This window comes from Patescibacteria group bacterium, from assembly GCA_041664365.1.
Taxonomy (GTDB): domain Bacteria; phylum Patescibacteriota; class Patescibacteriia; order UM-FILTER-42-10; family UM-FILTER-42-10; genus JAHJEX01.
The window spans coordinates 17,300-38,727 of sequence record JBAYKW010000006.1; the positions used below are offsets into that span (position 1 = coordinate 17,300).

At 43.4% G+C, this 21,428-nt stretch carries 27 protein-coding genes; 12 read left to right on the forward strand and 15 right to left on the reverse strand.

Annotation, left to right across the window (positions count from 1 at the left end; genetic code table 11):
- Positions 1-73: 73 nt before the first annotated feature.
- From WCW66_04415 to WCW66_04430, 4 genes are all read right to left on the reverse strand, one after another.
- The gene (locus tag WCW66_04415) at positions 74-1,795 is read right to left on the reverse strand and encodes an ATP-binding protein (protein MFA6391963.1); all 1,722 of its coding nucleotides are present in this window, start codon (positions 1,793-1,795) and stop codon (positions 74-76) included.
- Positions 1,782-2,834 carry a DNA (cytosine-5-)-methyltransferase gene (gene dcm, locus WCW66_04420; protein ID MFA6391964.1) on the reverse strand — a complete coding sequence of 351 codons (1,053 nt, stop codon included), beginning with the start codon at positions 2,832-2,834 and terminating at the stop codon, positions 1,782-1,784. The genes WCW66_04415 and dcm overlap by 14 nt, the downstream gene beginning before the upstream one ends.
- A gap of 97 nt (positions 2,835-2,931) precedes the next feature.
- Entirely contained in the window at positions 2,932-3,345 is a 414-nt protein-coding gene (locus WCW66_04425; protein ID MFA6391965.1) for a hypothetical protein, read from the reverse strand.
- Positions 3,338-3,607 (reverse strand): hypothetical protein, encoded by a 270-nt coding sequence (locus tag WCW66_04430; GenBank protein ID MFA6391966.1) that lies wholly within the window; start codon positions 3,605-3,607, stop codon positions 3,338-3,340. Before WCW66_04430 ends, WCW66_04425 begins: the two co-directional genes overlap by 8 nt.
- A gap of 264 nt (positions 3,608-3,871) precedes the next feature.
- Between WCW66_04430 and WCW66_04435 the strand changes: the two genes are divergently transcribed.
- Positions 3,872-4,636: a MerR family transcriptional regulator gene (locus WCW66_04435; GenBank protein ID MFA6391967.1), complete on the forward strand. Its 765-nt coding sequence runs from the start codon at positions 3,872-3,874 to the stop codon at positions 4,634-4,636.
- Between the two features lie 125 nt (positions 4,637-4,761).
- Here the strand turns inward: WCW66_04435 and WCW66_04440 are convergent, their stop codons facing one another.
- The 3 genes from WCW66_04440 to WCW66_04450 form a co-directional block, all read right to left on the reverse strand.
- A complete protein-coding gene (locus tag WCW66_04440; GenBank protein MFA6391968.1) occupies positions 4,762-5,085 on the reverse strand; it encodes a hypothetical protein in 324 nt (107 codons plus the stop codon).
- Positions 5,086-5,216: 131 nt separating this feature from the next.
- A complete protein-coding gene (locus WCW66_04445) occupies positions 5,217-6,152 on the reverse strand; it encodes a Fic family protein (GenBank protein ID MFA6391969.1) in 936 nt (311 codons plus the stop codon).
- Positions 6,153-6,494: 342 nt separating this feature from the next.
- Positions 6,495-6,803: a hypothetical protein gene (locus tag WCW66_04450; GenBank protein MFA6391970.1), complete on the reverse strand. Its 309-nt coding sequence runs from the start codon at positions 6,801-6,803 to the stop codon at positions 6,495-6,497.
- A gap of 299 nt (positions 6,804-7,102) precedes the next feature.
- Between WCW66_04450 and WCW66_04455 the strand changes: the two genes are divergently transcribed.
- From WCW66_04455 to WCW66_04475, 5 genes are all read left to right on the forward strand, one after another.
- The gene (locus tag WCW66_04455; protein ID MFA6391971.1) at positions 7,103-7,375 is read left to right on the forward strand and encodes a hypothetical protein; all 273 of its coding nucleotides are present in this window, start codon (positions 7,103-7,105) and stop codon (positions 7,373-7,375) included.
- A 183-nt stretch (positions 7,376-7,558) separates the two neighbouring features.
- Positions 7,559-7,819 (forward strand): hypothetical protein, encoded by a 261-nt coding sequence (locus WCW66_04460; GenBank protein MFA6391972.1) that lies wholly within the window; start codon positions 7,559-7,561, stop codon positions 7,817-7,819.
- Positions 7,820-7,876: 57 nt separating this feature from the next.
- Complete coding sequence (locus tag WCW66_04465; protein MFA6391973.1) at positions 7,877-8,086, forward strand: hypothetical protein; 210 nt, start codon at positions 7,877-7,879, stop codon at positions 8,084-8,086.
- 33 nt (positions 8,087-8,119) lie between these two features.
- Positions 8,120-8,326, forward strand: coding sequence for a hypothetical protein (locus WCW66_04470; protein MFA6391974.1), 207 nt, complete (start codon positions 8,120-8,122; stop codon positions 8,324-8,326).
- Positions 8,327-8,462: 136 nt separating this feature from the next.
- Positions 8,463-8,852, forward strand: coding sequence for a hypothetical protein (locus WCW66_04475; protein MFA6391975.1), 390 nt, complete (start codon positions 8,463-8,465; stop codon positions 8,850-8,852).
- Between the two features lie 55 nt (positions 8,853-8,907).
- Here WCW66_04475 and WCW66_04480 read toward each other — a convergent pair whose 3' ends face one another.
- Together WCW66_04480 and WCW66_04485 are read right to left on the reverse strand one after the other, a co-directional pair.
- Positions 8,908-9,273: a DUF1048 domain-containing protein gene (locus WCW66_04480; GenBank protein MFA6391976.1), complete on the reverse strand. Its 366-nt coding sequence runs from the start codon at positions 9,271-9,273 to the stop codon at positions 8,908-8,910.
- Positions 9,266-9,577, reverse strand: a complete 312-nt coding sequence (locus tag WCW66_04485; protein ID MFA6391977.1) for a PadR family transcriptional regulator — start codon at positions 9,575-9,577, stop codon at positions 9,266-9,268. Before WCW66_04485 ends, WCW66_04480 begins: the two co-directional genes overlap by 8 nt.
- A gap of 631 nt (positions 9,578-10,208) precedes the next feature.
- Here WCW66_04485 and WCW66_04490 point away from each other — a divergent pair.
- The 3 genes from WCW66_04490 to WCW66_04500 all read left to right on the forward strand — a co-directional run bounded on the left by WCW66_04490 (position 10,209) and on the right by WCW66_04500 (position 12,247).
- Positions 10,209-10,739: a hypothetical protein gene (locus tag WCW66_04490; protein ID MFA6391978.1), complete on the forward strand. Its 531-nt coding sequence runs from the start codon at positions 10,209-10,211 to the stop codon at positions 10,737-10,739.
- Positions 10,740-11,137: 398 nt separating this feature from the next.
- The gene (locus tag WCW66_04495; GenBank protein MFA6391979.1) at positions 11,138-11,608 is read left to right on the forward strand and encodes a hypothetical protein; all 471 of its coding nucleotides are present in this window, start codon (positions 11,138-11,140) and stop codon (positions 11,606-11,608) included.
- A 252-nt stretch (positions 11,609-11,860) separates the two neighbouring features.
- The gene (locus tag WCW66_04500) at positions 11,861-12,247 is read left to right on the forward strand and encodes a hypothetical protein (protein ID MFA6391980.1); all 387 of its coding nucleotides are present in this window, start codon (positions 11,861-11,863) and stop codon (positions 12,245-12,247) included.
- 120 nt (positions 12,248-12,367) lie between these two features.
- On the opposite strand, the gene WCW66_04505 is transcribed toward WCW66_04500, so the two are convergent.
- The 5 genes from WCW66_04505 to WCW66_04525 all read right to left on the reverse strand — a co-directional run bounded on the left by WCW66_04505 (position 12,368) and on the right by WCW66_04525 (position 16,328).
- Positions 12,368-12,862 (reverse strand): GNAT family N-acetyltransferase, encoded by a 495-nt coding sequence (locus WCW66_04505; protein MFA6391981.1) that lies wholly within the window; start codon positions 12,860-12,862, stop codon positions 12,368-12,370.
- An 11-nt stretch (positions 12,863-12,873) separates the two neighbouring features.
- Complete coding sequence (locus tag WCW66_04510) at positions 12,874-13,557, reverse strand: serine protease (protein ID MFA6391982.1); 684 nt, start codon at positions 13,555-13,557, stop codon at positions 12,874-12,876.
- 22 nt (positions 13,558-13,579) lie between these two features.
- Positions 13,580-13,852, reverse strand: coding sequence for a hypothetical protein (locus tag WCW66_04515; protein ID MFA6391983.1), 273 nt, complete (start codon positions 13,850-13,852; stop codon positions 13,580-13,582).
- A gap of 30 nt (positions 13,853-13,882) precedes the next feature.
- Positions 13,883-14,974, reverse strand: coding sequence for a hypothetical protein (locus WCW66_04520; protein MFA6391984.1), 1,092 nt, complete (start codon positions 14,972-14,974; stop codon positions 13,883-13,885).
- Positions 14,975-15,278: 304 nt separating this feature from the next.
- A complete protein-coding gene (locus WCW66_04525; GenBank protein MFA6391985.1) occupies positions 15,279-16,328 on the reverse strand; it encodes a hypothetical protein in 1,050 nt (349 codons plus the stop codon).
- Between the two features lie 535 nt (positions 16,329-16,863).
- On the opposite strand from WCW66_04525, the gene uvrC reads away from it, so the two are divergent.
- Complete coding sequence (gene uvrC / locus WCW66_04530) at positions 16,864-18,627, forward strand: excinuclease ABC subunit UvrC (GenBank protein MFA6391986.1); 1,764 nt, start codon at positions 16,864-16,866, stop codon at positions 18,625-18,627.
- A 52-nt stretch (positions 18,628-18,679) separates the two neighbouring features.
- On the forward strand, positions 18,680-18,826 hold the full coding sequence (locus WCW66_04535; GenBank protein ID MFA6391987.1) for a hypothetical protein: 147 nt from the start codon (positions 18,680-18,682) through the stop codon (positions 18,824-18,826).
- 55 nt (positions 18,827-18,881) lie between these two features.
- On the opposite strand, the gene WCW66_04540 is transcribed toward WCW66_04535, so the two are convergent.
- Positions 18,882-20,990 (reverse strand): UvrD-helicase domain-containing protein, encoded by a 2,109-nt coding sequence (locus WCW66_04540; protein MFA6391988.1) that lies wholly within the window; start codon positions 20,988-20,990, stop codon positions 18,882-18,884.
- Positions 20,991-21,152: 162 nt separating this feature from the next.
- Between WCW66_04540 and secG the strand changes: the two genes are divergently transcribed.
- On the forward strand, positions 21,153-21,368 hold the full coding sequence (secG, locus tag WCW66_04545; protein MFA6391989.1) for a preprotein translocase subunit SecG: 216 nt from the start codon (positions 21,153-21,155) through the stop codon (positions 21,366-21,368).
- The last annotated feature ends 60 nt before the right edge of the window (positions 21,369-21,428 follow it).

Here is a 21,428-nt window from a genome sequence, read left to right on the forward strand (position 1 = left end):
TTTGCTCGCCTTTTACATTTTATGTGAAGGGGAAAGGACATTAAAAGCGTAAATCTCATTTGCCCCAAAAATACTATTTATTTGTTTTATTGCTTAATCTTTCAACATAGTTAATAACATTTTTTATTTTATCCCACTTCATAACCTCTTCCGTTATCTCATTTGTGTGCATAATAGAATTTCTAACAGGCCCAATCTCTTTAGTGTCTTGTTCAAGTCCTTTTCTATATTTTTTTGGTTTCTTATGATTTTTTTGAATTTTTAAATCAATTATTTCACCAAGATGAAATAAGTGGAGATAATTTAAATAGTGTTCCATTTTGGTAATTTTTCCTTTTAGCGCATGCCTTTCTTCATCTTGTTTTCTAAAGTTTCTAACTTCATTCAGAGTATTAATTATATCTTTTTCTTCTTCGCATCCATTTGCATCCAATTGTGCTTCATCAATACCTTTAATTCTTATGTATTCCCTAAAAATATTTTCTAAAATAAAGAGATCTTGATATACCATAGTATTTTTATACGAAAGCGCTCTAAGTTTTTCTTGGAGACTTTTTTTTGTGTTTTTTTCTACAACATTTTTATTGATTTCTTTTTGAAAGTCTTTCATTCTTCTATTTCTACTATCGTTCATTCTTACTTCATAAGGTGGTCTATTATCTACATCAATATCCCCCTCATCATTCTCTTTGTTTCTCCAAGGTGTCCAATCCTTTGATATAATATATTGTATTTTTTTTAATTCATCTAGAAATTTGTGGTAAAGAGGGTCATCCTTTATAATCCCTTCCCTGGAACTTGTAAATCTATCATTTTCATCATCTTCAAATCCATCAACATGTACTTCGCCATATAAATATTCCTCAACTATTTGCTTATTTGTTATTTCTTCAAAAAGGTTTTCCTGTCTTAGTCTACCATTACAAAATAAATTTATTCCAGCCTTGTAATCTCCGCCAGAACCGCTTAATAATAAATTTCGAGGGTGTTTAACTGATGCTATAAATCCTTTTACAGTAATATTTTCTTGCTTAAAATTAAAAGACGTGTTTTCAATTATTTTTGAATTGGCTAAATATTTGTACAGTTTTTTTCTTTCTGTATTTTCTGTTTCTAGAAACCAAATAAATTGCGTTTTGTCGTGTAGCTCTTGCAAATCTTTTTGAGAAATTCGTTTGTTATTAACTTTTATTATAAACTTATCATTCTTTTTTAAACTAAAAACGAAATTAAACTGAGTAGCAAGATATTTTCTAATAATTGCTTCGCTGTTTAACTTTGTTTTCATTTTTTCAAAAATAATTTTTGTGCCAGAGCTTTTTTTGATTGGGAATAATTTTAAATTTTCTTGAGATAAGTCTTCTAGGTTATAAGACCCATCTTTCTTTATTTCTTTATCAAGTTTTGTGTTATTAATTATTCCACCGATTATCTTATTTTCTTTTTTCTTGGATAAGATTGTTACTTTTTGTGAAATAGATAACATTGCTAGTTTGCCGATGCCTTTTCTACCAATAACACTCCTTTTTGATTTGTTGTCTTTATCCTCTCTTCTTGAATAGCCGACTTTTAAAAATCTTTTTTGAAAGTCATAGCTATCCATTCCCTTACCGTTGTCCTCAACAATCAATACGCCGTCTGTTATTGTTATTTTTACTTCTGTTGCCTCAGCATCCCAAGCATTTGAAATCGCTTCTGCTACTACTGTGGCAAAACTTCTATATAATCCTCTCCCAAGGTGATTTAGTACTTCCAAGGAAAATTCAAAATGGAATGGTTTACTATTTTGTGACATTAATATTATTAATATGTTTTTTAATCGTGTTTCCAATAATTTCACCAAGAACAGGGGGTACTGAATTACCAATATGCCTGGCGATAGTAGTCATGGATTTTATCGGACCAAAATCATAATTCACTGGAAAAGTTTGAAGCAGAGCACCTTCCCTTAAAGAAAGAGCCCTATTCTGTGTGGGGTGCCCAAAGCGTCCGGATCCTAAGTTAAAAAATTGAGTTGTTATTGTTGGTGCGACATTATCCCAACCCATCCGTCCATAAACTGATGTGTAAGTTTGCCCACTTTCTTTTTTATAGCAATCCGGTAACAGTTTTTTTTCCCAGTCTCGCCACGTACCATTTTGTTTTGATTGTTTTATTCTCTGAATGTTAATTTTAGAAAGGTTCTTGGCTTTATGTAATGGGTCATACTTAGAGGTTTGGCCAGCTTTGATTGGTGGCAATTTTTTTATAATTTCTTTAACAGTTACAAATGTTTCTTTAGTATGTGTTGGCTTTGGTATTTTTATTTCTCCAAGCCTTGAGGCAAGTAAAATTAATCTGCTTCTATTTTGCGGAGCACCGTAATCTGGTACGTATACTATTTTATAATCAATATGATAATTATTTTTTTCAAGTACGTCTAAAAACTGTTTAAATATGTTAGTCTTTACTATTCCGCGTACATTCTCCATTGATACTATTTCAGGAAGTGTATCATCTATTATTTTTCCAAAGTAGCTGAGAAGATCCCACCTGTCGTCGTGATTTTTAACTTTATTTTTGAAAGAATGGGAAGAAAAAGGTTGACATGGCGCACAGCCGACTAATACTTTGATAGCATTTGGGCTATATATTTTTTGTATTTCACCAGATCCATATTTTGTTAAATCAGCATTAATAAATTTTGTTTTATTATTCTTTTCGTATGCATATTTACACGTTTCATCATTATCAATACCAGCTATGACATTAATCCCAGATTTTTTCAATCCATAAGTCAATCCTCCTATTCCACAGAATAAGTCGATAGTCTCAATTTTAATTTTTGTTTGCATAGAATCTATGCGGTTACTAAATGTTTTATAAAATAATTTTCATAACAAAGCGGAAAAAACACCTCATTGTCCCTGCTATAAAAGGAATTAAAAATTTTTATCCCCAAGTAGCGGGCTTATTTTTTAGCTCTTCAATTTCCTTTTTTACTTCATCAAGCGCACCCACATTAGATGTACTTGGGTTTAATTCAATTTTGGGCTTTGCTTTGATCTTATCGACCAGATCTTTTGTGCTTTTGTGCGATCGTTTCCAAGCGATGCCGAAAATAATTGCGAGAACCAGTCCCAATATGCCAAAAATGTAGTTCAAAAGTAATGACCAGGTAAACTCGGGTGCATTTTGTTTGGTGGTTTCAGCGATTGCATTTATAAATGTTGGTAACCCAAAGAAAAGACTTGCAATGCAAACGTCTCTCCATAGAGGTTGCGCTTTTTCAACGATATTATTCAGTTCATCTTCAGTAACTGAATAGCAGGTTCTGTCCGGATCGTGATGTATATAATCAGTCATCTTTCTTTTTTGCGTTAACATCTATACCAAGAGCTCCTAATGCGAACAAGCGCAAATTGCCACAATTGTTGCAAATTAACCCAGCACACGGTATTTGTGGCTGAGGAAGACGGAAGCCTCCGGATAAATCTGAAACGGGAGCTGAAACCGCCTGATCGACAACGGCCCAATTATTTTTGTGGCATATTTCGCATTGAGGCATAGCGCCTTTTTCTTTGAGCTTATCTAAAATAAGCTGTTTGTAGTCATTTGGTAGTGGCATTTTGTAATTATATTATTACATTTGGTTTAACAAATTTCTGTTTGATTCACTATTGCTATTTATTATTTGGTACTTATCTTATTTAAGCTATGATATCAGTTTAACACCAAGGTAGTAACTGGGCAATAATCACAAATAACCCCACCTTTTTGCCGAAAGCGGGGAAGCGCTTGACTATGACGTAGCGTGATAGTGTATGTTATAATAAGGTGGTCTTATACATATATAGATAGGTCGACACCCTAAACCATTATCTGCATTAATATGCCTTATACCGTAAAACAACTGGCCGATCTGGCGGGAATCAGTGTACGGACACTGCATTTCTACGACCAGGCGGGAATCCTGAAACCGGACCGGACGAAAGCCAACGGCTACCGGTATTATGAGGAAAAGGAGCTTCTGAAGCTCCAGCAGATTTTGTTTTTTCGCGAGCTGGATTTCTCCATTCAGGAGATAAAGAAGATTATCTCCGCGCCGGATTTTGACATGCGCACGGCGCTAAAGGGTCAGCGCAAACTGATTGAGCTCAAGAAAAATCGTCTGGAACGATTGGTGGAAACCATCGACCGGACTATTCAAAAAATTAATAAGGAAAAAAATATGGCAGACCAAGATTTATACGGCAACTTTTCCAAAGAAGAAATGGACCGTTACACGGAAGAAGCCCGAGAGAAGTGGGGCAATACCGATGCTTATAAACAGTCCCAAGAGAGAGTGAAGAAAATGGGCAAAGCGGGTTTAAACCAAGTGCTGAAAGAATCGGGACTCTTAACTCAAGAAATCGCAGAGTGCATGAAAAAGGGCGAGGACCCGAAAGGTGAGACGGTGCAAAAGCTGATCGCCAGGCACTATGACGGACTGCGGGCTTTCTACGAGCCAAACTTCCAGATCTACCGTGGGCTGGCCGGTGCGTATATCGGCGATGACCGCTTCAAAGCCAACTATGAAAAAGTAGCGGAAGGGCTGGCACAGTATATGCACGACGGCATGATCCATTACTGCGACACGCACGAATCGGAAAAGTAATCTGGCAGTATCAAAAAAACAGGCGCAGGTAATCCCCGCGCTTGTTTTATTTATAATTTACCGACAGCTATTCGGTGAGGTTGGTCGGAATGCAATGAAGAGAATAAGTTGATTTAGAGGTACTATTACTTACCATATTTATCGATAAGAAAACCCAACGCTGAACCAAGAATTAAAGTCATGATAAAAATCGGAATCAGTGAAAATGGTTCTTGCCAACCAATGATAATAGCCGAAGGCAATAAAACAAGGAATGAGATAATTATACCTTTTGCAATACCTTTTATTTTAAGATTACTTGTCGCGATTAAAAAACCAGAAATTATCCAAAGCGAGAAAGCCGACAGGTTGGCGTCCCAGGTTAATTTTTGAAGAACCATGGGAACAACATCAATGATTCCGGCTAAAGTCCCAAGTAAAATCCCAAGTTGGGTTTTCTTCATATTCATAATGGTATCCTCAATTAATTAAAACTTAAATAACTTTCTCTGAGTGTCTCAAAATCAATAACGCCATATACAGACGAGCGTATGCCCGCCTTGACTCGCCGTCTGCGGCGAGGCAGGCTACGTTGCTAATTTTACCTTTTTCTTTCCCGGCCTTTTATATATCTATCCAAAGCCTCTTTTGAGCTTAGCCAATTTCGTCCTTCTTTGTAGGCCTCGAGTTTGCCCTGTCTTACTAGTAAGTTTAAATATTTAGCTGAGTAAGAAGTTTTTTTTGTTAGTTCCTTCAAAGAAATTAATTTTTCCTTATTTTTTTTAGAGGATAAAGTCTTTAAGTATATATCAAAAGACCGCTCAACTGTTTGAGCTATGAAGTTAACTAGTGATGCATAATCACCGGTATCGGCTTTAGCCAAGACGTTGTAGTATTTTTTTCTATCATTTTTTAGTATGATAGTTAGAGGATAGCCACTTTTCATCAATATTAGATTCATAGCTAATCTAGCCGTACGGCCATTGCCGTCAAAAAATGGGTGAATCTGTACCAATTTGTGATGAAATAAAGCAGCCAGTTCAACCGTTGGGATCTTGCTGTTATTTTTTAGCCAAACTAATAAACTTTCCATTAATTTCGGCACTTCAATAGCATGGGGTGGTGTATGCTTAGCACCCATGATAAAAACATTGGCAGTTCTGTATTTTCCAGCTTGTTCTTTTTCTGTTTCTTGGACAACAATTTGGTGGATAGAGCGGATTAACCTTTCAGAAATAGTATTTTGTTTGTTTTTATCAACCAAATCATAGAGATATTCTAAAGCTGCATATTGGTCTTTAGTTTCCAGGTGGTCTTTTAGAGGCTTGCCTTTAACTGTAATGCCCTCATTGATAACTAAAAAAGTTTCTTTGAGGGTTAGACTATTACCTTCTATAGCATTAGAATTATAGGTCATTTCTAACCTTAGTTTTTCTTGCAGTTTTTTGACTGCTACTTTAGGCAATGGCCGTTGTTTATTTAATTCTTTTCTTTTAGCTTCCAAACGAGAGGCGATTGTTTTGTGCAGATATTTCATAGTAATTGTTTAATATGGTATAAGTAGTTTATTACAGTATACCATATTAAGGAAAAAAGTAAAGTTAGCAATGTAAGCGGACCCTGAGCGCGACCCCGAGCGTATTCAAGGGGGGGGGAAGTCGAAGCGGCCGGGAGCGATTTCTGCACAACTGGTTATTATACAAAGCTGACTTCACGGTGAAAGTAACATAATCCCTACTAGGAAGCAATAATCATAAAAAACCCCAGCTTTTTCTGAAAGCGGGGGGACGGAAAAGTAATCTTGTATTATAAAAACAGGCGCAGGTAATTCCGCGCTTGTTTTTGTCCCATCATTGGGGATTTTATTGGATATTAATTTCTATTTTTCTTTATTAATCCACTTTTTATCAATTGCATCTTCCAGATCAATATCCAATAGGTGTGCGTTTAATATCGCCATACCAACAACATCTGCAAGTTCTTTTGATAATTCTTTTTTGGATATTTCTGCAGATACAAGCTTTTTGGTTCTGCATTTTTTTCTATGTATTAATATGGCTTGCGCAAATTCTCCCAACTCTTCAACTAATTTAATTAATGCGAAATCCTCGTCTATTTTTATGTTATGCCTTTCTCCATACTGCATGGCATTTTTTACTACCTTTTGTTGTAATTCTTTGAATTCCATAATTAAAAAAAATAATAATTAATTTCTAATAACCATTTATTATGCGAAACTTGTTATGTAAAGTTAACAATCTTAGTCTAGCACCAAGGTTATGAGTGGGCAATACATACGAAAATCCCACCTTTTTGATGATGGCGGAGACATGGACTATTGACCCCGTTTGAGGAATTCCGCAAACGGGGTTGACATAACCGATATCTAGTGTTACCATGTCCGGTTCGTGTTTGGTGTGTCCCGCTGCCTTGATCACTTGTTGTAGCAATACAACAAACAGCTCTTAGGAGCCTTAGGAGGATGCAATGTCACGATCCGTGTTCCGCGTGGACGAAAAAACCGAATGCGCGGTCGGTTGGGATGATCCGCTCGGCACGTTTTTCGGTCAGATCTACAAAGTGGACCAGGAAGGCGAGCGCGTCGAGGAGGACGAGGACGGCAACGACGGGACGATCCTTTGGGTCGGCACGAAGCCGGCGGAGATCCGCACCGTGGACGAGCTTGCGCGCAGGCTCCTGCCCCACGCTATCCTCACGCACGCCATCCACGCCGAGCTCTTCTCCATCGAGTGCGACTAGCACAACTCCTACCGAGATCCAAGGAGTATAAATAAGGGTCTTCTTTTTTTGCAAAAAAACACAGTTGTTGAGTAGTTCGTTATGTGTTTAGATATTACCTATGTTCATTGACACTAGTAGGTTTTTGTAGTAAAAGTTAGGAACCTGCACAATCACGTTTTCCAAATCGGGGGGAGGTGAATCATGTCGGAGCAAAAGGTTGTTCCAGTCACCGAAGGAGATGGGGGCAATGAGCTGAGGGCGGTACGTTTTCAGATCACAGACATCCTGTTTCAGCTTATCGCGAGGAGACTGGAAGAACTTGTGGTTCAGGATGTGGCTCGACAGGCTAAAACACCGTGGGAACAGCTTCAGGGGATAAAGGTAGAACGGATCGAACTGCGCCCCTCTCTCGAGGGACCCTTGATGTTCGTTAATCCGTACTACGATGATGATGATGACTAAGCTCCGACGGCTTCCAGTCGCGCAAGTAGCCAGGATTCAATGTCAGGAGGACGTCCCATGTCGTCGGAACTCAGGGCAGTGATCATCAAGTACACTGCCATGCAGCTCGGTACGAGCGAGAGTAAAGTCACCTCGGACACGGTGATTCCGGACATCTACTGTCTGGTCAGATTCGTGTCCATTGAGACCGAGCGGTACGCGAAGAACATCAAGGATATCACCGCGAAGCACACCGTGGCGGAGGCCATCGCATTGTTCGAAGAGTAGAGGGCGTTTGAAAGACGAATGAGGAGGGTGTTCATGGACTCAAATCTCAGGGCAGTGATCATCAAGCGCACCGCCCAGCAGCTTGGCGTGAGCGAGGATGATGTCGCTATGGACACGGTGATCCCGAACATCCACGCCCTGGTCACAACCGTGGCCGCCGAGACCGGCGAGATCGGTTTCTGCAATGACATCCGAAAGAAGCACACCGTGGCGGAAGCCATCGCATTGTTCGAAGAGTAGGGGTCGGAAGTCTAGACCCCTTTTTTTATTTGGATTGACGGAAAATAAGCATTTATGATAAGTTGATATACCCTTGGCCGTTTCATTGGACTTGGGCCGGTATCGTTGAGGTATTGGCAAAACGAGGGAGAGATCCATGTTCAAAGCCCCACGGCCTTACTTTGAGGGAGCGCCTACTACCCCTGAGGAGCGTGCGGTTCTGCAAAATGCCGGCTACGTACACATCACCGGCCTTTGGTGCCACACTCGTGACCATGGTATCAGGGAAGACGGCTACTATGTCGGCGAGAAGCTTTTTCACAGTCATCTGGGAACATGGCATGACTACTGCGAGCAGTCGGTGATCGTCACCGAGCGGGGCGAGGTCTGGCTGAAGAGCGGCAGTGGCGTTGCCTCTGTCGTCCACCAGTTCTGCCCGAACGGGCAGAGTGACTACTGGCCATTCGGCCTGGTTAGGCACCAGCCGATCGCCGCGATTACTCGCCGGAGAATCGATCCGAATGATGGTCTGATCTACGTCCCTTGATTGCACATCGCCGTTCATACGGCACCCCGCTAATCCAAACTAGCTGGGTATTTTTTTAGTCTTTGTTTTCAATTTTCTTCGCAACTGTGTGGTTGAGGTCCTTGCGCCAGTTGTCTACATATGTTTTTGCCCCGCCCAATAGACCGTCGCAGAATGCGGCTACGTCTTGGCCGGTGATATCCAAAACTTGCTTGCTGTCTGCTGCGCCTTCTTCAAAAAGTCCTAGCACACCATCAAGAATATCTATTGTATCCATTCCGCTGCCGGCGGAGAGTTTCCACATATATTTTTTTATCTCATCATATGCAAAATGGTAGTCGTTGGGTAGCTTTTTGGCGCGTGCTTCCATTCTACGCCATCTCTTTTTATCTCCGGTTACTTTTTTCCAGAAGTCGTTGACTGTTTTTAGTATGTTAGCCATTTGATTGTTCCTTTAGTTTGTTAATACTTTTTGTGACGAACTGCCATTTTGCCCAGAAGGTGGACAGTTCTTTCCGTCCCGCGCTGTTGAGCGTGTAGAATTTGCGCACCGGTCCGACGTCGGACGATTTTTTCTTGATGTTTACCAGCTTGCCATTCTCGAGGCGTAGCAGAATGGTATAGACCGTTCCTTCCACCACGTCCGTGAAACCCAGCTCGCGGAGCATGGATGCTATTTCATAGCCGTAGGTTTCCTTCCGGCTGATGATTTCCAGGATACAGCCCTCGAGTACGCCTTTTAACATTTCTGTAATGTTTTCCAAAGTATTTCTCCTTTCAATTAAACTTGCTTAATATGTAGTATCACTTACTACCACTACATAGTATCACGTAGTAGATTTGGTGTCAAGGGATAGGATTTAGGCCCGCCCGGCTCGCCCTTGGCGATGCCAAGGCGGACGGGGGATAGGGGTGAGGGGTTAGGTTTTTTTAGGGTAGGGTTGCGTTCCGCGCTCCAGAAAACCCGATTACTATAATCCTAGACTGGTCGCTTGTCGGTGGACGTATTCTGAAAACATATGGATTCCCACTTTCGTGGGAATGACAGAGGGAGGGGTAACACTTGTTATCCTCGGGCTTGGCCCGGGGATCCATGCAATTAATCTGATGCTGATATTAGCTAAAATTAGCCCTTTCATTATTGACCTCGTTAGAGAAGTTTCTCTAAACGGGGTTGACAAAAACCCAATTTAGGTCTATACTCTGCAGTTAACATTGAGATACTATGTAATAAATTTAAATCTCCTTGTTTGAGCCTGTGATCAAGAACAATCATGTGTTCTAACAAGGAGATCTACTCCTTGATAATACCGGCTTCGCAGTCCTACTATATCGATTCTTCACGAGTCCGAGGGTCCAAGTCCGAAAGGGTCAGTCATGCAAAACAACGCAGGGTCCAAAATGACATTCGCCGAGTCTTCGTCGGCGTACTGGAGGAAGGACACTGTCCCTAAGCTGATCCCTACGCAGGTCATTGTGACCTTCATCGTGTGGGTGCTCTTCGCCGTCACGGTCAGTTCAATTCCCATCGAGTTGGATGGCCCCGCCATCATGCTCACGATCGCCATCGCGGTGCTCATGAGTGCGTGCGCGGTTATGACGGCTACCAAGGTCGCGTTTTCCGCCGGCTGGATTGGAACCGTGGCCGCCATGGCGTTTACCACGATCGCCACTGTCGCTGGTGCGAAGTCCCGTTGGCTTGGAGAACTCGATGCATTCAGGTGGCCAGCTGCGACGGCGATTACGTTCTTAATCGCGCTTGCGCTCGCGCTGGTGATTGGGAGCATCTGCTTCGCCATCGATGACGGTGACCATGCCGGCTGGGCCCTCAAGAAGAGGATCAGTTTCGCGTGCGTCGTGCAGTTTCTTGTCACGACGATCCCCCTCATCCTCATTCTTTGGAGGTAATATCGCACATTTCAAGACCGGAGCATGTCTTTCAAGAACTGCTCACCCGCCAGGTAACTGACGGGTTTTTTCTTTGCCAAAAAAGTTATTCCTTTAAACGGGCTTGACCCCGTTAGAGAAGTTTCTCTAACGGGGTTGACAAAACCCTGTTTTAGGTGTACATTATGCAGTTAAATAGAATTCTGCAAAGAAACTATATTAACGAATTCAAATCTCCTTGTTTGAGCCTGCGATCAAGAATAATCGTGTGTTCTAACAAGGAGGTTCGCTCCTTGATAATACTGGCTTCACGGTCCTACTGTAATCGCTTCTTCTCGAGTTCAGAGGGTCCAGGTCCGAAAGGGTCAGTCATGCAAACGACGAGTTACGCTTACAACCACACAACCCGCGGGAGCATAATGCTCCTGCACATCTACCAGATCATCATGACGGTGGTCGTCATGGCGGTCTACCTTCTCGCCTACGACAAGATGATTGCCACTGCTGGCCCGCTGGGTCCATTGACCGAGTGTGGGTTCGCGGTGGCTGTCGCCTGCGCGGTCCTTACCGCTTCTGCGGCAGGGGCGACGGCTCACGTCGTCTATGGGCGAGGAATCTGGATGGGGATCATCCTGTTCGTCATCGCAGTCGCCGGGGCATTCGGTACTGCATTCATGACGATCGCTGCGATGGTCGTGGCGCCACCGTTGGTGCCGGCTATCATGATCGTTTCAAGTGCAATTGTCGTGTCACTCGTGGTGTGGTCCTTGGCCGATATCGGGTCAAAAATCACCCACTCCAGGGACGAGACGCCGAGAAAGATTCTGTCTGCGATCCTGCAGACGATCGTCATCAGTGCCTTCGTCCTGACGCTCAGGCTCTGGTGGTAGTCTCTCCGCGAGATGTCCATCATCCACCACCCTCATCGTTTGGAGGTGATACATGTACATTCAAGACCGGAGCACGTCTTTCAAGAACTGCTCACCCGCCAGGTAACTGACGGGTTTTTTCTTTGCCCCCCACACCTGTGAACAAGTGTGGGGGGTTGACATAAAATCACCTTTGTGATAAGTTGATATGCTTCTGGAGGCTTTGTCGAACCTGCCGGTATCGCTAATGCCGGCAAAACGAGGGAGAAAACCATGTTCAAAGTGCCACAGCCTTACTTCGAGGGCGCACCGACGACTGCCGAAGAACGCAGGGTTCTGCAATGTGCCGGCTACATACACATGACCGGCCTGTGGTTCCTTACCCCTGACCGTGGCCACGGCGTCCACGTTAATTACATGGGCCAGGGCATCGTCCAGGAAGAGATGGGCACGTGGAATGAATTCGACGGACAGTCGGTGATCGTCACCAAGCGGGGCGAGGTCTGGATGAAGACCGGCAGTAGTGTGACTTCCGCCACCGCACTGCTTTGTCCAAACGGACGGAGCGACTACAAGCCTTTCACCCAGACTGACCGGCCGATTGACGGAATGATCCGCCGGATCGCCGATCCGAACGACGGCTTGACCTACGTTCCTTGATCGCACACTGCCGTATACACGGCACCCCCGCTCATACAAACAGCGGGTATTTTTTTACAAAAAAATAATCCCAGTCTAAGGATTATTAATAGTATTACGTATTACAATTACAATTTACAATTATAATACCTTGGCGTAGAGATAAGCGTCATGCAGTTCATCACCGCGCCTGGCCGCTTTGCGCATTAGTCCTTCTTTTTTGTATCCGCATTTGATTGCTACTTTTTGACTGCCGGTATTTTTCGTATTCATTTTAATTTCAATTCTAACCAATCCCAGTTTCCGGAATCCAATTTTCTCCAGCAGTTTCACCGCTTTGGTGGTGATACCCCTGCCCCAATAGGTTTCGTCCAGAAAATACCCGATCTCCCCGCACAGTTTGTTATCCGGGTTGATTTTAATCCCGCAACCGCCAACCATCTTTGTGCCGTACATGATAGCGAAGTGCTGGTTCAGGCTTTTTTTATTCTGCTTGGCGTGTTTCTGCAGGATTTTTCTTTCCTCCGCAACTGATTTCGGGCAGATCCGGAAATAAATAAAATTGGGGTTGTTGAGAATCTCATAAAACCTTTTCGCGTCGGATACTTTTTGTTTGCGGATTGTTACTTTGAGCATTAATTAGTCGGCTATGTTTTTTTAGTACCTTTTTTTACAATTTTTTTCTCAATGCTTTTTAAATCCTGCAGAATATGTTGATATGATCCTATTGATCTCATAACACATAATCCCGGAAGTGTCTCACCAGTTGCTCTGTTCGGTACATATGCTGAAATTATGCCGGAGAACTTTGGCTCACCATTTTTATCAGCATAAAAAACGGGTCCGCCACTAACTCCATTAATTGCGACTCCGTCAACTAAATATGATTCTTCCTTGGGAATGTGGCAACTGATATGACCGGAAAAAAAACAAAGATCATTAGCAGCTACGGACGGAAAACCGCACCAACCGACTTCAAAACCTTGTTGAAGAATTTCGTCTTTGTCTATCAGGTCCAAAGGTTTTGGTATTATTGGAAGATCCTTATTTTTAAATAGGATAAATGCCACATCTTTCTCAGGATATCTTGTAATTGTTCTGTCGTTGTGCTTTAAAAGGACAGATTTTCCTGACTGATGGTGAATAATTCTGATTGGTTCCTCCCAGTCATCTTCATGAGAAATAACATGATCCGCAGTAGCAATACCAAGGAAATTGGTTTTTTCAGAATAAAAAATCTGAAATCCGGTTCCTGATACACTCGGAGTTTTGATTTTGAAAATATATGGTGTAATTTTCATTAAAGGATTATGCCAGTTTATTTGTTCCATAGATTTTATATAAGAATTAATTTTATTTGTTATTGTGATATGAATTTAACCACCATTTCTTAAATAAAGGAATTGTTAAAGTGGAAAGAAAAAATGCAACGGCAGGGACAATCGCATTAATAAAAGGTTTAGGCAATTTTGCAAAAAAGAAAAAGATAACTATAACAATATAGGTCAGCAGTAGGATAATAAATTTACGGATCCAGCTGGTTTCCCATGCTTTATCCGCCTCTACACGTTGATTTCGCTTTTTTATTTCTTCTATTTCACGTTGTAAATCGTCGAATGATGGCATAAATATGTACAGATTATCGAAACGGTGTGTTTAACTAGTTGTTGTTTGTTTTGAATCCTGCTGGATTCGTCGGCAACGTTCCAGATGGTAATCATAAAAAATACATCCCTCGCCGATACAACTGGTACGCGGGCAGACTTCCGCCAGACGGTTCGGGTCAATTGCTTTTTTCAAAATCTCTTTTATTTCATCTAAACTAAGTCTGGTTGGTGTCACGCCTTCCGGTGCGATCCCGCCGTTCTGAATGCTGTTGGCGGTCGTATCGTAATACCATTCTTCCACCCCTTTCAGGCGGGCAGATTTTGCCAGTTCATCAATACTGGTGATTTCCAGAACTGCATCTTTTTTGCGGGCTTCTTCAATACGTAACATGACAGCGACGTCTTTAAGATTGATATCGCGCATTTGCCTGGTGATCAGGTTCGTGTGTCCTGAAGATAATCGCTGTACTACCACATCCGCTTTGGTGTCCGGGTTTGCCCTTAGGAACCCCACCAGACTGACGTCGTCATTTTCCACGACTACTATTTTAACCAGCTTCTTGCCCTGAAACACTTCAAACTGGTCGGTCTTATTATCCTGCTGGAGTTTTTCCCATTCCTGCGGGAGGACAGTCATTCTTTTCCTCTCTTCTCTATAATGTGAAACAAAAATCGGCATAACGATATTGATAATCTTCTGCGGTTCACTCTGGTATTCGCGGTTCAGATTCATGATCAGACCGGAAAGTCCAAAGGCCCGGTCGATCGGATCATTGGAAATAATTCCCTTACCTTCCAGATCGTCTCTTTTGACGTAAGTTAGTAGTTTCTTCAAAGCGGGGTCGTTTTCCACTTCCAAGTATTTTGCCACCAAAGTGGTGGCACATTCGCCCGTGTTGTCTTTGCCACCTTCCTGGGTATGGTGGTCGAATTTTCCTCCTCCCATATCAATCAGCAATATCCCTTCAGCTTCATAATCGTCGGTAGTCTTACCTTCCGGCACGCTGTTCCAGAATTCTATTTTACTATTTCTGACCCCCGGGAATTTTTCTTCACCAAAAAGCTTCAATAACATGATCGCCACAATGTTGTCCGGATGCGGACGGGGGAAGATTACAATTGTATGGATTGGTTGGGGCATGGGAGGTAGTAACTAGTAATTGGTAAGTTGGTAATTTGTAAATAGTAATCGGTAAACGGTAATTGGTAATATTATGTAACCATTGCGAGCGAACACAGAGAGCGACGCAATCCCGATACTAATTTGGAATGATTATTAATGAGTAGCGGGATTGCTTCACTCCGCCTTGGCGGAGTTCGCAATGGTTTCTTTTGTAAGTATAACGCAAAAAGCTTTATAAAAAAAGTAGGCCCCCGGGAGTAAACATCTAGCAGAATTGCAGATGAATACTCGAGGGGGCACAGTAGGAAAGAACTTGGAACGTCTAGCGGATGCACTCCTGAACCAGCTCAACGATCTTGAGCGAGTGGATGCACGACGCCGGCGTGTGACTGCCGGTCCGGGACCAGTTCTGGAGGGAGTTGAACTCCCTCACGAAGAACCAGATCTTCTCCGGCTTGATTGCGTAGTTGGGGCTGGCGAAGCGTTCCTGGATCAGGATGGACTCGAACAGCTTCTCGAGATGAATCCGGGACGCAACGCGCTTGTTCGTCAGGATCGAGATGTTCCCTGACCTGCGCCTGATGACCAGGAGGTCAGCCAGGTTCAGATCGAAACATGCCGACGCTACGTCCTGGTTATCGGTCTCGAGAAGAACTCCCCGGAGACCATTGCCGAACGTGAACGTCCGCGACTTCTTGAAAATCTCCACTGCACGCAGTCTTGCCTGGTGGCGGGCCTTCTGGTGTTTCGACCAGATCTCCCGCCAGAACTTGACCTCGGAGAGAATCTCCTTGTCAGTGGCGCCGTTGATGGCCATGTTGCGGATGTATCCGGAGAGACTCCAGCTACTCTTGTGAGCATGGAACCGCCAGTACTCAGCCATGACCTCGTCGCTACGCAGCTCCGGGTCAGGCTTTCCGCGCGCCATCAGATGCGCGTCGATGACCTTGAACATCTGGTTCAGAACATTCTTGTTCGCGAATCCCATCTTGCACATCGACAAGATGATCAAGGCGAACGCGTAGGGCAAGCCCTTCAGCTCACCCGTCTTGTTGTTCTGGTTGGCGAGTGCCACCAGTTCCAACGGTGCGGGGTGGTTGATGCCGAAGTCGTGAGCCACGACTCCGGAAGAGGAGCCGAACCCACGCTCGCGGTACATGTTGAAGTCCACGTCCACGAGGTAGAGGTTGCGCGAACGGGCGCTCTTCTTCTGAGCGTCCGTCAACCAAACTCGGTCGGCGAACTCCAGGGTCGTGTCCTCGAGTTTCCACCCGAGTGTGTGCATCGCCAAGTAAAGCGCGACGACCTTATCGAATTTCAAGGCCGCGCTGAGAAGTCCCTGATACCGCATCATGGGGTTTCCTCCTGCCATGACAGAGGTTGTTTGTCCCGTTGTTGGGACTTTGTTCCGCGTGAGCAGAACGTTGTCGAAGAGCATACTATGTCTCCTCGTATGAATCGGCAATTTAGAATTGTCGGCTCAAACGAAAAGCTTTCAGGTACCAATGGAGAGATACTGAAAGCGCCGATTGTTGACATAGCTCTCTCCAGAATTCTATGTTAACAGGCCAGTATATACCTAAATTGGGTTTTTGTCAACCCCGTTTGGGACAAAGGGAGAGCAAGCTCTCCACCTACATTCTTGCATCAGTACTTTTTAGCTAATATTAGCAATTAATTAATTCTATGGATTACCGCTGGAGTTTATCCCCGCGAAGGCGGGGACGGGAATGACTTGTTGTTTTGATTGTCATCATCGGGCTTGACCCGGGGATCCATTACAATAATATATTGAACCAGCGCTCCGACAAGCGACCAGTTTGGACAACCAAAATCGGGTTTTCTGCAGGGCGGAACGCAACCCCACCCTTAACCTTTAGACAATAGACAAGTATAATTAAAACACTATGCAGAAAAAACTGGAAAACATACCACAGAAGCCGGGTGTCTACTTTTTCAAGGACCAGAAGAATAACATTCTTTATATTGGCAAGGCAACTAACCTGAAAAGCAGGGTGCGTTCGTATTTCCAGAAATCCGCTTCTTTGGAAATCACTAAGCAGATCATGGTGCAGAAGGCGGTGGACGTGGACTATGTAATAGTGGATTCGCCGACGGAGGCACTGCTACTCGAATCCAGTTTAATTAAAAAATACAAACCGCCCTATAATATCAGTTTGAAAGATGATAAATATTTTGTGTATCTGAAAGTAACATTGGATGAAGAGTTTCCGCGGGTGCTGACGGTGCGCCGGGTGGAAAAAGATAAAAACCGTTACTTCGGTCCGTACGCGTCCGCCACGGCGGTGAAAAATACTTTGCATCTTTTGAAAAGAATTTTTCCGTATAAAATTTGTAAAAATCCGCCGGAGCAGCCGTGTCTGGGATATCATATCGGCCGGTGTCTGGGACATATTACGGATACAAATACGAAAAAAGATTATCAGCAGATCGTCCGGGGGGTGATCAATTTTCTGGAAGGAAAAAATACCAAAATTGTTTCCGATCTGAAAGCGGAAATGAAACTGGCATCCAAGCAGAAGAAGTTTGAAAAGGCGGCCCGGCTGCGCGATCAGATTTTTTCCATCGGGTCGGTAATGGAACGGCAGAAAGTGGTGTCCACCAAAAAAGAAAACCAGGACTTTGTCAGTATCGCCCGCACTGAAAGCATTGCCGCGATCAATCTGTTCATGGTGCGGGAAGGAAAACTGATTCACCAGGAAAGTTTTCTGCTGGAGCATGTGAAAAACCGACCGGATGAAAAACTGCTGGAGTCATTTTTGAGCCAGTATTATTCACAAGTTTCCCAATTCCCGAAACAGATTTTTATTCCCGTAAATATCAGCGATTTTGAAATACTGGAACAGTTCACCAAAGCTAGAATCACCGTTCCGAAAAGAGGACGCAAGCAGAAACTGATTAAACTGGGAGCGATCAACGCCGAGCAGTATTTGCGCCGGCATGAACTGGAAGTTGCCGGCCGTGATCAGATCGGCATGAAAGCAATTCAGGAGCTTGCGGAGAAACTGGGCCTGAAAAAACCCCCGCACCGGATCGAGGCATATGATATTTCCAATATCCAAGGTACCAACGCGGTTGGATCCATGGTGGTTTTTACGGATGGAATGCCGGATAAAGCGCAGTACCGTAAATTTAAAATCAAGACCGTTAAAGGTGCGAACGATCCGGCAATGATGCGTGAGGTATTGAGTAGAAGGTTTGAAAAAGTAAAAGCCGAAATGAAAAATCGCTGGTTGTTGCCGGATCTGGTTATTCTGGACGGAGGTAAGGGGCAACTGAGCTCGGGGGTTTCGGTCTTGGCGCGTGGCGGAATTAAAATCCCGATTGTGGCACTTGCTAAACAAGAAGAAGAAATATTTGTTCCGGGAAAAAGCGAATCAATCAGGATCTCCCACGATTCGGAAAGTTTGAAAATACTGCAGAGGATCCGCGATGAAGCGCACCGGTTTGCAATCGGATTTTATCGTTCAAGACACAGGAAGGCGACACATCGGTCGCTTCTGGACGAGATTCCGGGAGTCGGACCTGTCTCTAAGAAAAAACTGATCCGGGAATTCGGTTCGGTGCAGGGGATTCGTGATGCTGATGTTTTGCAATTGGAAAAAGCGGTGGGTAAAAAATTAGCAAAAATTGTGAGAGAATATTTATAATGTAACAAGGGGTGTGGACTGATTAGTCCACACCCCGCTCAAGATAAATAGAATGCCAAAGAAAATAAATATAGAGGAAGAAAGTGAAGAACTGAAAGCAATCCGCCGTCAGAAAAAGAAAACACCCCGTATGAAAGTTTCGGGGAGTTCAGTTCGGCAGCTTGCGAGGATAATTAAAGAAAAGTCTGTAAAAAAGTAACCATTGCCCGATACCTTTATTTCATTAATGCCCGGCCTGCAATGTTTGTCCGATCTTACCCTTGTATATATTTATTGGGTATTTCGGTGATAAAACGGGAAGGGACGGACATTCTGGTACTGCCCCAGATTGTTCTTTGTTCAGTATGCGTGATGTATACCCTTTTTCTGGCGCGCGTGATCCCAACATAGCACAGCCGTCGCTCTTCTTCTATTTCACCGGGCTCAAACAGGCTGTTAGTATGGGGGAAGAGACCTTCTTCCATGCCGGCCAGAAAAACAACGTCGAATTCCAAACCCTTAGCGTTGTGGGCGGTCATCAGCGTTACACCCGGCTTAGTGCTGTCCAGAAGGTCAATGCCGTTAACTAAAGACACTTCTTCCAAATATTGATGGATTCCATCCAATCCTAGAAGGTTATCAAACTTTTTTGCCACGGATTTCAACTCCATAATATTTTCCCAGCGGGTTTCCCCCTCTGATGTACCGTCCTGCGTAAATTTTTTGTAGCCGGTTTTTAAAAGGATCAGATCGATAATTTCCCCAGGTGTCAGACTATTTGCTTTGAACTTGATATCTTCAACCATTCCGCCAAAATTCTCGAGCGCCAGTGCCGCGCGTTTGGACAGGTCCGGGATTGATTGCGCTTCCATGGTTGCCTGCAGGCAGTCAATATTTTTCTCGGCGGCGTACCCGCATAAAACAGACAGCGTCTTTGCGCCGATTCCGCGGGTTGGTTCGTTGATGATTCTTTTCAAGCTGATGGAGTCTTTCGGCTCTAAAAGTATCCTTAAATATGCCAGCACATCTTTAATTTCTTTACGTTCATAAAACCGTACGCCGCCGACAATCTGGTAGGGCACCCCGTAATCCAAAAGCGATTCTTCCAGTGCCCGGGACTGTGCGTTGGTTCGGTACAGGACGACAAATTTTGATAAATCAACTGTATTTCCCCGGATTTTCTGCTGGATCTCATTTCTGACGGACGGGGATCCGATGCGCATGCTTCTTTTAATTCCCTCTACGCGCATTATTGTATCTAAAATTCCCATTCCTTGGGATTCTTCTGATTCATAGACTATTTCATCGCTATCGCTTTCATTTTCTTCTTCGGGATTCAGGCCGAATATTTCTTTGATAATGAAATCACCTTCGTCACTTTCATCTGTTACCTGCTTCACCACTATTTTGTTGCCTTCCACCTCATCGGTCCAGAGTTTTTTGTCTGTACGTGACGCGTTTTTGGCAATTACGTAGTTGCTGGCATCAACAATCGTCTTAGTGGAGCGGTAATTCTGTTCCAGGTGGATTACTTTTGCATCAGGATAGTCTTTTTCAAAATCCAGAATGTTCTGAATATCGGCTCCGCGGAAGGAATAAATACCCTGCCAGTCATCACCGACTACGCAGAGGTTACGGGACTGCTTAGCCAGTAGATTGGCGAGAACATACTGAGCATGATTGGTGTCCTGGTATTCATCCACCATAATATATTGAAAACGCTGCTGGTATTTTTCCAGCACCTCCGGGAATTTTTGGAAAAGTTTGACAGTCAGCATGATCAAGTCGTCAAAATCCAGGGCATTCAGGTTTTTTAGCTGTCTTTGATATTCAATATAGGCATCCGCGGCGATCTTTTCCAGATGTTCCTTGGCTCTGGACTGGAATTCCGCAGGTGTCAGCATATTATCTTTCCCCTGATGACAGATCATGCTTAAAATAGTGCGCGGTGAATATTGTTTCGGATCAATATGGAGAACTTCAAACACTTCTTTCATTACCGAATTCTGATCATATTGGTCATAAATAATAAAATTGTTGTTGTAACCCAGCGCTCCGATTTCTTTTCTCAGTATTCTGACGCAGAAGGAATGGAAAGTTCCGACCCAGGGCTGCCTGTCATTGAAAAGCTGGGAGGGACTGAATTTTGTATGCAAAAGCTGTTCCACCCGCTGACGCATTTCAGTAGCTGCTTTGTTGGTGAAGGTAACTGCGAGGACTGATGACGGCTGTACTTGGAGTACGTCTATTAAGTAAGCAATCCGGTGGACCAGCGTGCGGGTTTTACCGGAACCGGCTCCCGCCAAAATTAAAACAGGGCCATCGGTCTGTTTTACTGCTTCCAGCTGTTTATTATTTAAATCTTTGAGGATAGGGTTTTCCATATTGGTTAACCTACTATATCATATTGAGTTAAAAAATCTACTATAAATAAAGGATATGCCATACCTTTACAAATAGCGCCCCATATGTTAGACTAGAAACCAATCGCTTTCCGGTAATTAAACATAGGACAAGATTAATTCTTTATTTTTTTTGCGAAAGAAATGCAAAACATCCTAAATATTGTTCAGTTAGTAGTGGCGGTTATGCTGATAATCGCGATTTTACTTCAAAATAAAGGGGCCGGCCTCGGTGGTGTTTTCGGCGGAGATGGAAACACATATTCAACCAAGCGCGGCTTTGAAAAAAACTTACATATTATTACTATCGTGCTGGCTGTGTTATTTATCGGGCTGGCACTGAGTAATTTCATCATTTAATTTATATCTTCCTGTCGGAAGAATTACTTATTCTTAGGTATCCACAAGGACTTATTCAGA

Bases quoted from the DNA above. Each gene is read 5' to 3' on its own strand.
- WCW66_04445 (MFA6391969.1), bottom strand. From the start codon at position 6,152: ATGAAATATCTGCACAAAACAATCGCCTCTCGTTTGGAAGCTAAAAGA.
- WCW66_04510 (MFA6391982.1), bottom strand. From the start codon at position 13,557: ATGGAACAAATAAACTGGCATAATCCTTTAATGAAAATTACACCATAT.
- WCW66_04435 (MFA6391967.1), top strand. From the start codon at position 3,872: ATGCCTTATACCGTAAAACAACTGGCCGATCTGGCGGGAATCAGTGTA.
- WCW66_04415 (MFA6391963.1), bottom strand. From the start codon at position 1,795: ATGTCACAAAATAGTAAACCATTCCATTTTGAATTTTCCTTGGAAGTA.
- WCW66_04425 (MFA6391965.1), bottom strand. From the start codon at position 3,345: ATGACTGATTATATACATCACGATCCGGACAGAACCTGCTATTCAGTT.
- WCW66_04485 (MFA6391977.1), bottom strand. From the start codon at position 9,577: ATGTTAAAAGGCGTACTCGAGGGCTGTATCCTGGAAATCATCAGCCGG.
- WCW66_04515 (MFA6391983.1), bottom strand. From the start codon at position 13,852: ATGCCATCATTCGACGATTTACAACGTGAAATAGAAGAAATAAAAAAG.
- WCW66_04520 (MFA6391984.1), bottom strand. From the start codon at position 14,974: ATGCCCCAACCAATCCATACAATTGTAATCTTCCCCCGTCCGCATCCG.
- WCW66_04505 (MFA6391981.1), bottom strand. From the start codon at position 12,862: ATGCTCAAAGTAACAATCCGCAAACAAAAAGTATCCGACGCGAAAAGG.
- WCW66_04430 (MFA6391966.1), bottom strand. From the start codon at position 3,607: ATGCCACTACCAAATGACTACAAACAGCTTATTTTAGATAAGCTCAAA.
- WCW66_04540 (MFA6391988.1), bottom strand. From the start codon at position 20,990: ATGGAAAACCCTATCCTCAAAGATTTAAATAATAAACAGCTGGAAGCA.
- WCW66_04440 (MFA6391968.1), bottom strand. From the start codon at position 5,085: ATGAATATGAAGAAAACCCAACTTGGGATTTTACTTGGGACTTTAGCC.
- WCW66_04500 (MFA6391980.1), top strand. From the start codon at position 11,861: ATGTTCAAAGTGCCACAGCCTTACTTCGAGGGCGCACCGACGACTGCC.
- WCW66_04480 (MFA6391976.1), bottom strand. From the start codon at position 9,273: ATGGCTAACATACTAAAAACAGTCAACGACTTCTGGAAAAAAGTAACC.
- WCW66_04525 (MFA6391985.1), bottom strand. From the start codon at position 16,328: ATGGCAGGAGGAAACCCCATGATGCGGTATCAGGGACTTCTCAGCGCG.
- WCW66_04495 (MFA6391979.1), top strand. From the start codon at position 11,138: ATGCTCCTGCACATCTACCAGATCATCATGACGGTGGTCGTCATGGCG.
- dcm (MFA6391964.1), bottom strand. From the start codon at position 2,834: ATGCAAACAAAAATTAAAATTGAGACTATCGACTTATTCTGTGGAATA.
- WCW66_04535 (MFA6391987.1), top strand. From the start codon at position 18,680: ATGCCAAAGAAAATAAATATAGAGGAAGAAAGTGAAGAACTGAAAGCA.
- WCW66_04450 (MFA6391970.1), bottom strand. From the start codon at position 6,803: ATGGAATTCAAAGAATTACAACAAAAGGTAGTAAAAAATGCCATGCAG.
- WCW66_04470 (MFA6391974.1), top strand. From the start codon at position 8,120: ATGGACTCAAATCTCAGGGCAGTGATCATCAAGCGCACCGCCCAGCAG.
- WCW66_04465 (MFA6391973.1), top strand. From the start codon at position 7,877: ATGTCGTCGGAACTCAGGGCAGTGATCATCAAGTACACTGCCATGCAG.
- WCW66_04455 (MFA6391971.1), top strand. From the start codon at position 7,103: ATGTCACGATCCGTGTTCCGCGTGGACGAAAAAACCGAATGCGCGGTC.
- WCW66_04460 (MFA6391972.1), top strand. From the start codon at position 7,559: ATGTCGGAGCAAAAGGTTGTTCCAGTCACCGAAGGAGATGGGGGCAAT.
- WCW66_04490 (MFA6391978.1), top strand. From the start codon at position 10,209: ATGCAAAACAACGCAGGGTCCAAAATGACATTCGCCGAGTCTTCGTCG.
- uvrC (MFA6391986.1), top strand. From the start codon at position 16,864: ATGCAGAAAAAACTGGAAAACATACCACAGAAGCCGGGTGTCTACTTT.
- secG (MFA6391989.1), top strand. From the start codon at position 21,153: ATGCAAAACATCCTAAATATTGTTCAGTTAGTAGTGGCGGTTATGCTG.
- WCW66_04475 (MFA6391975.1), top strand. From the start codon at position 8,463: ATGTTCAAAGCCCCACGGCCTTACTTTGAGGGAGCGCCTACTACCCCT.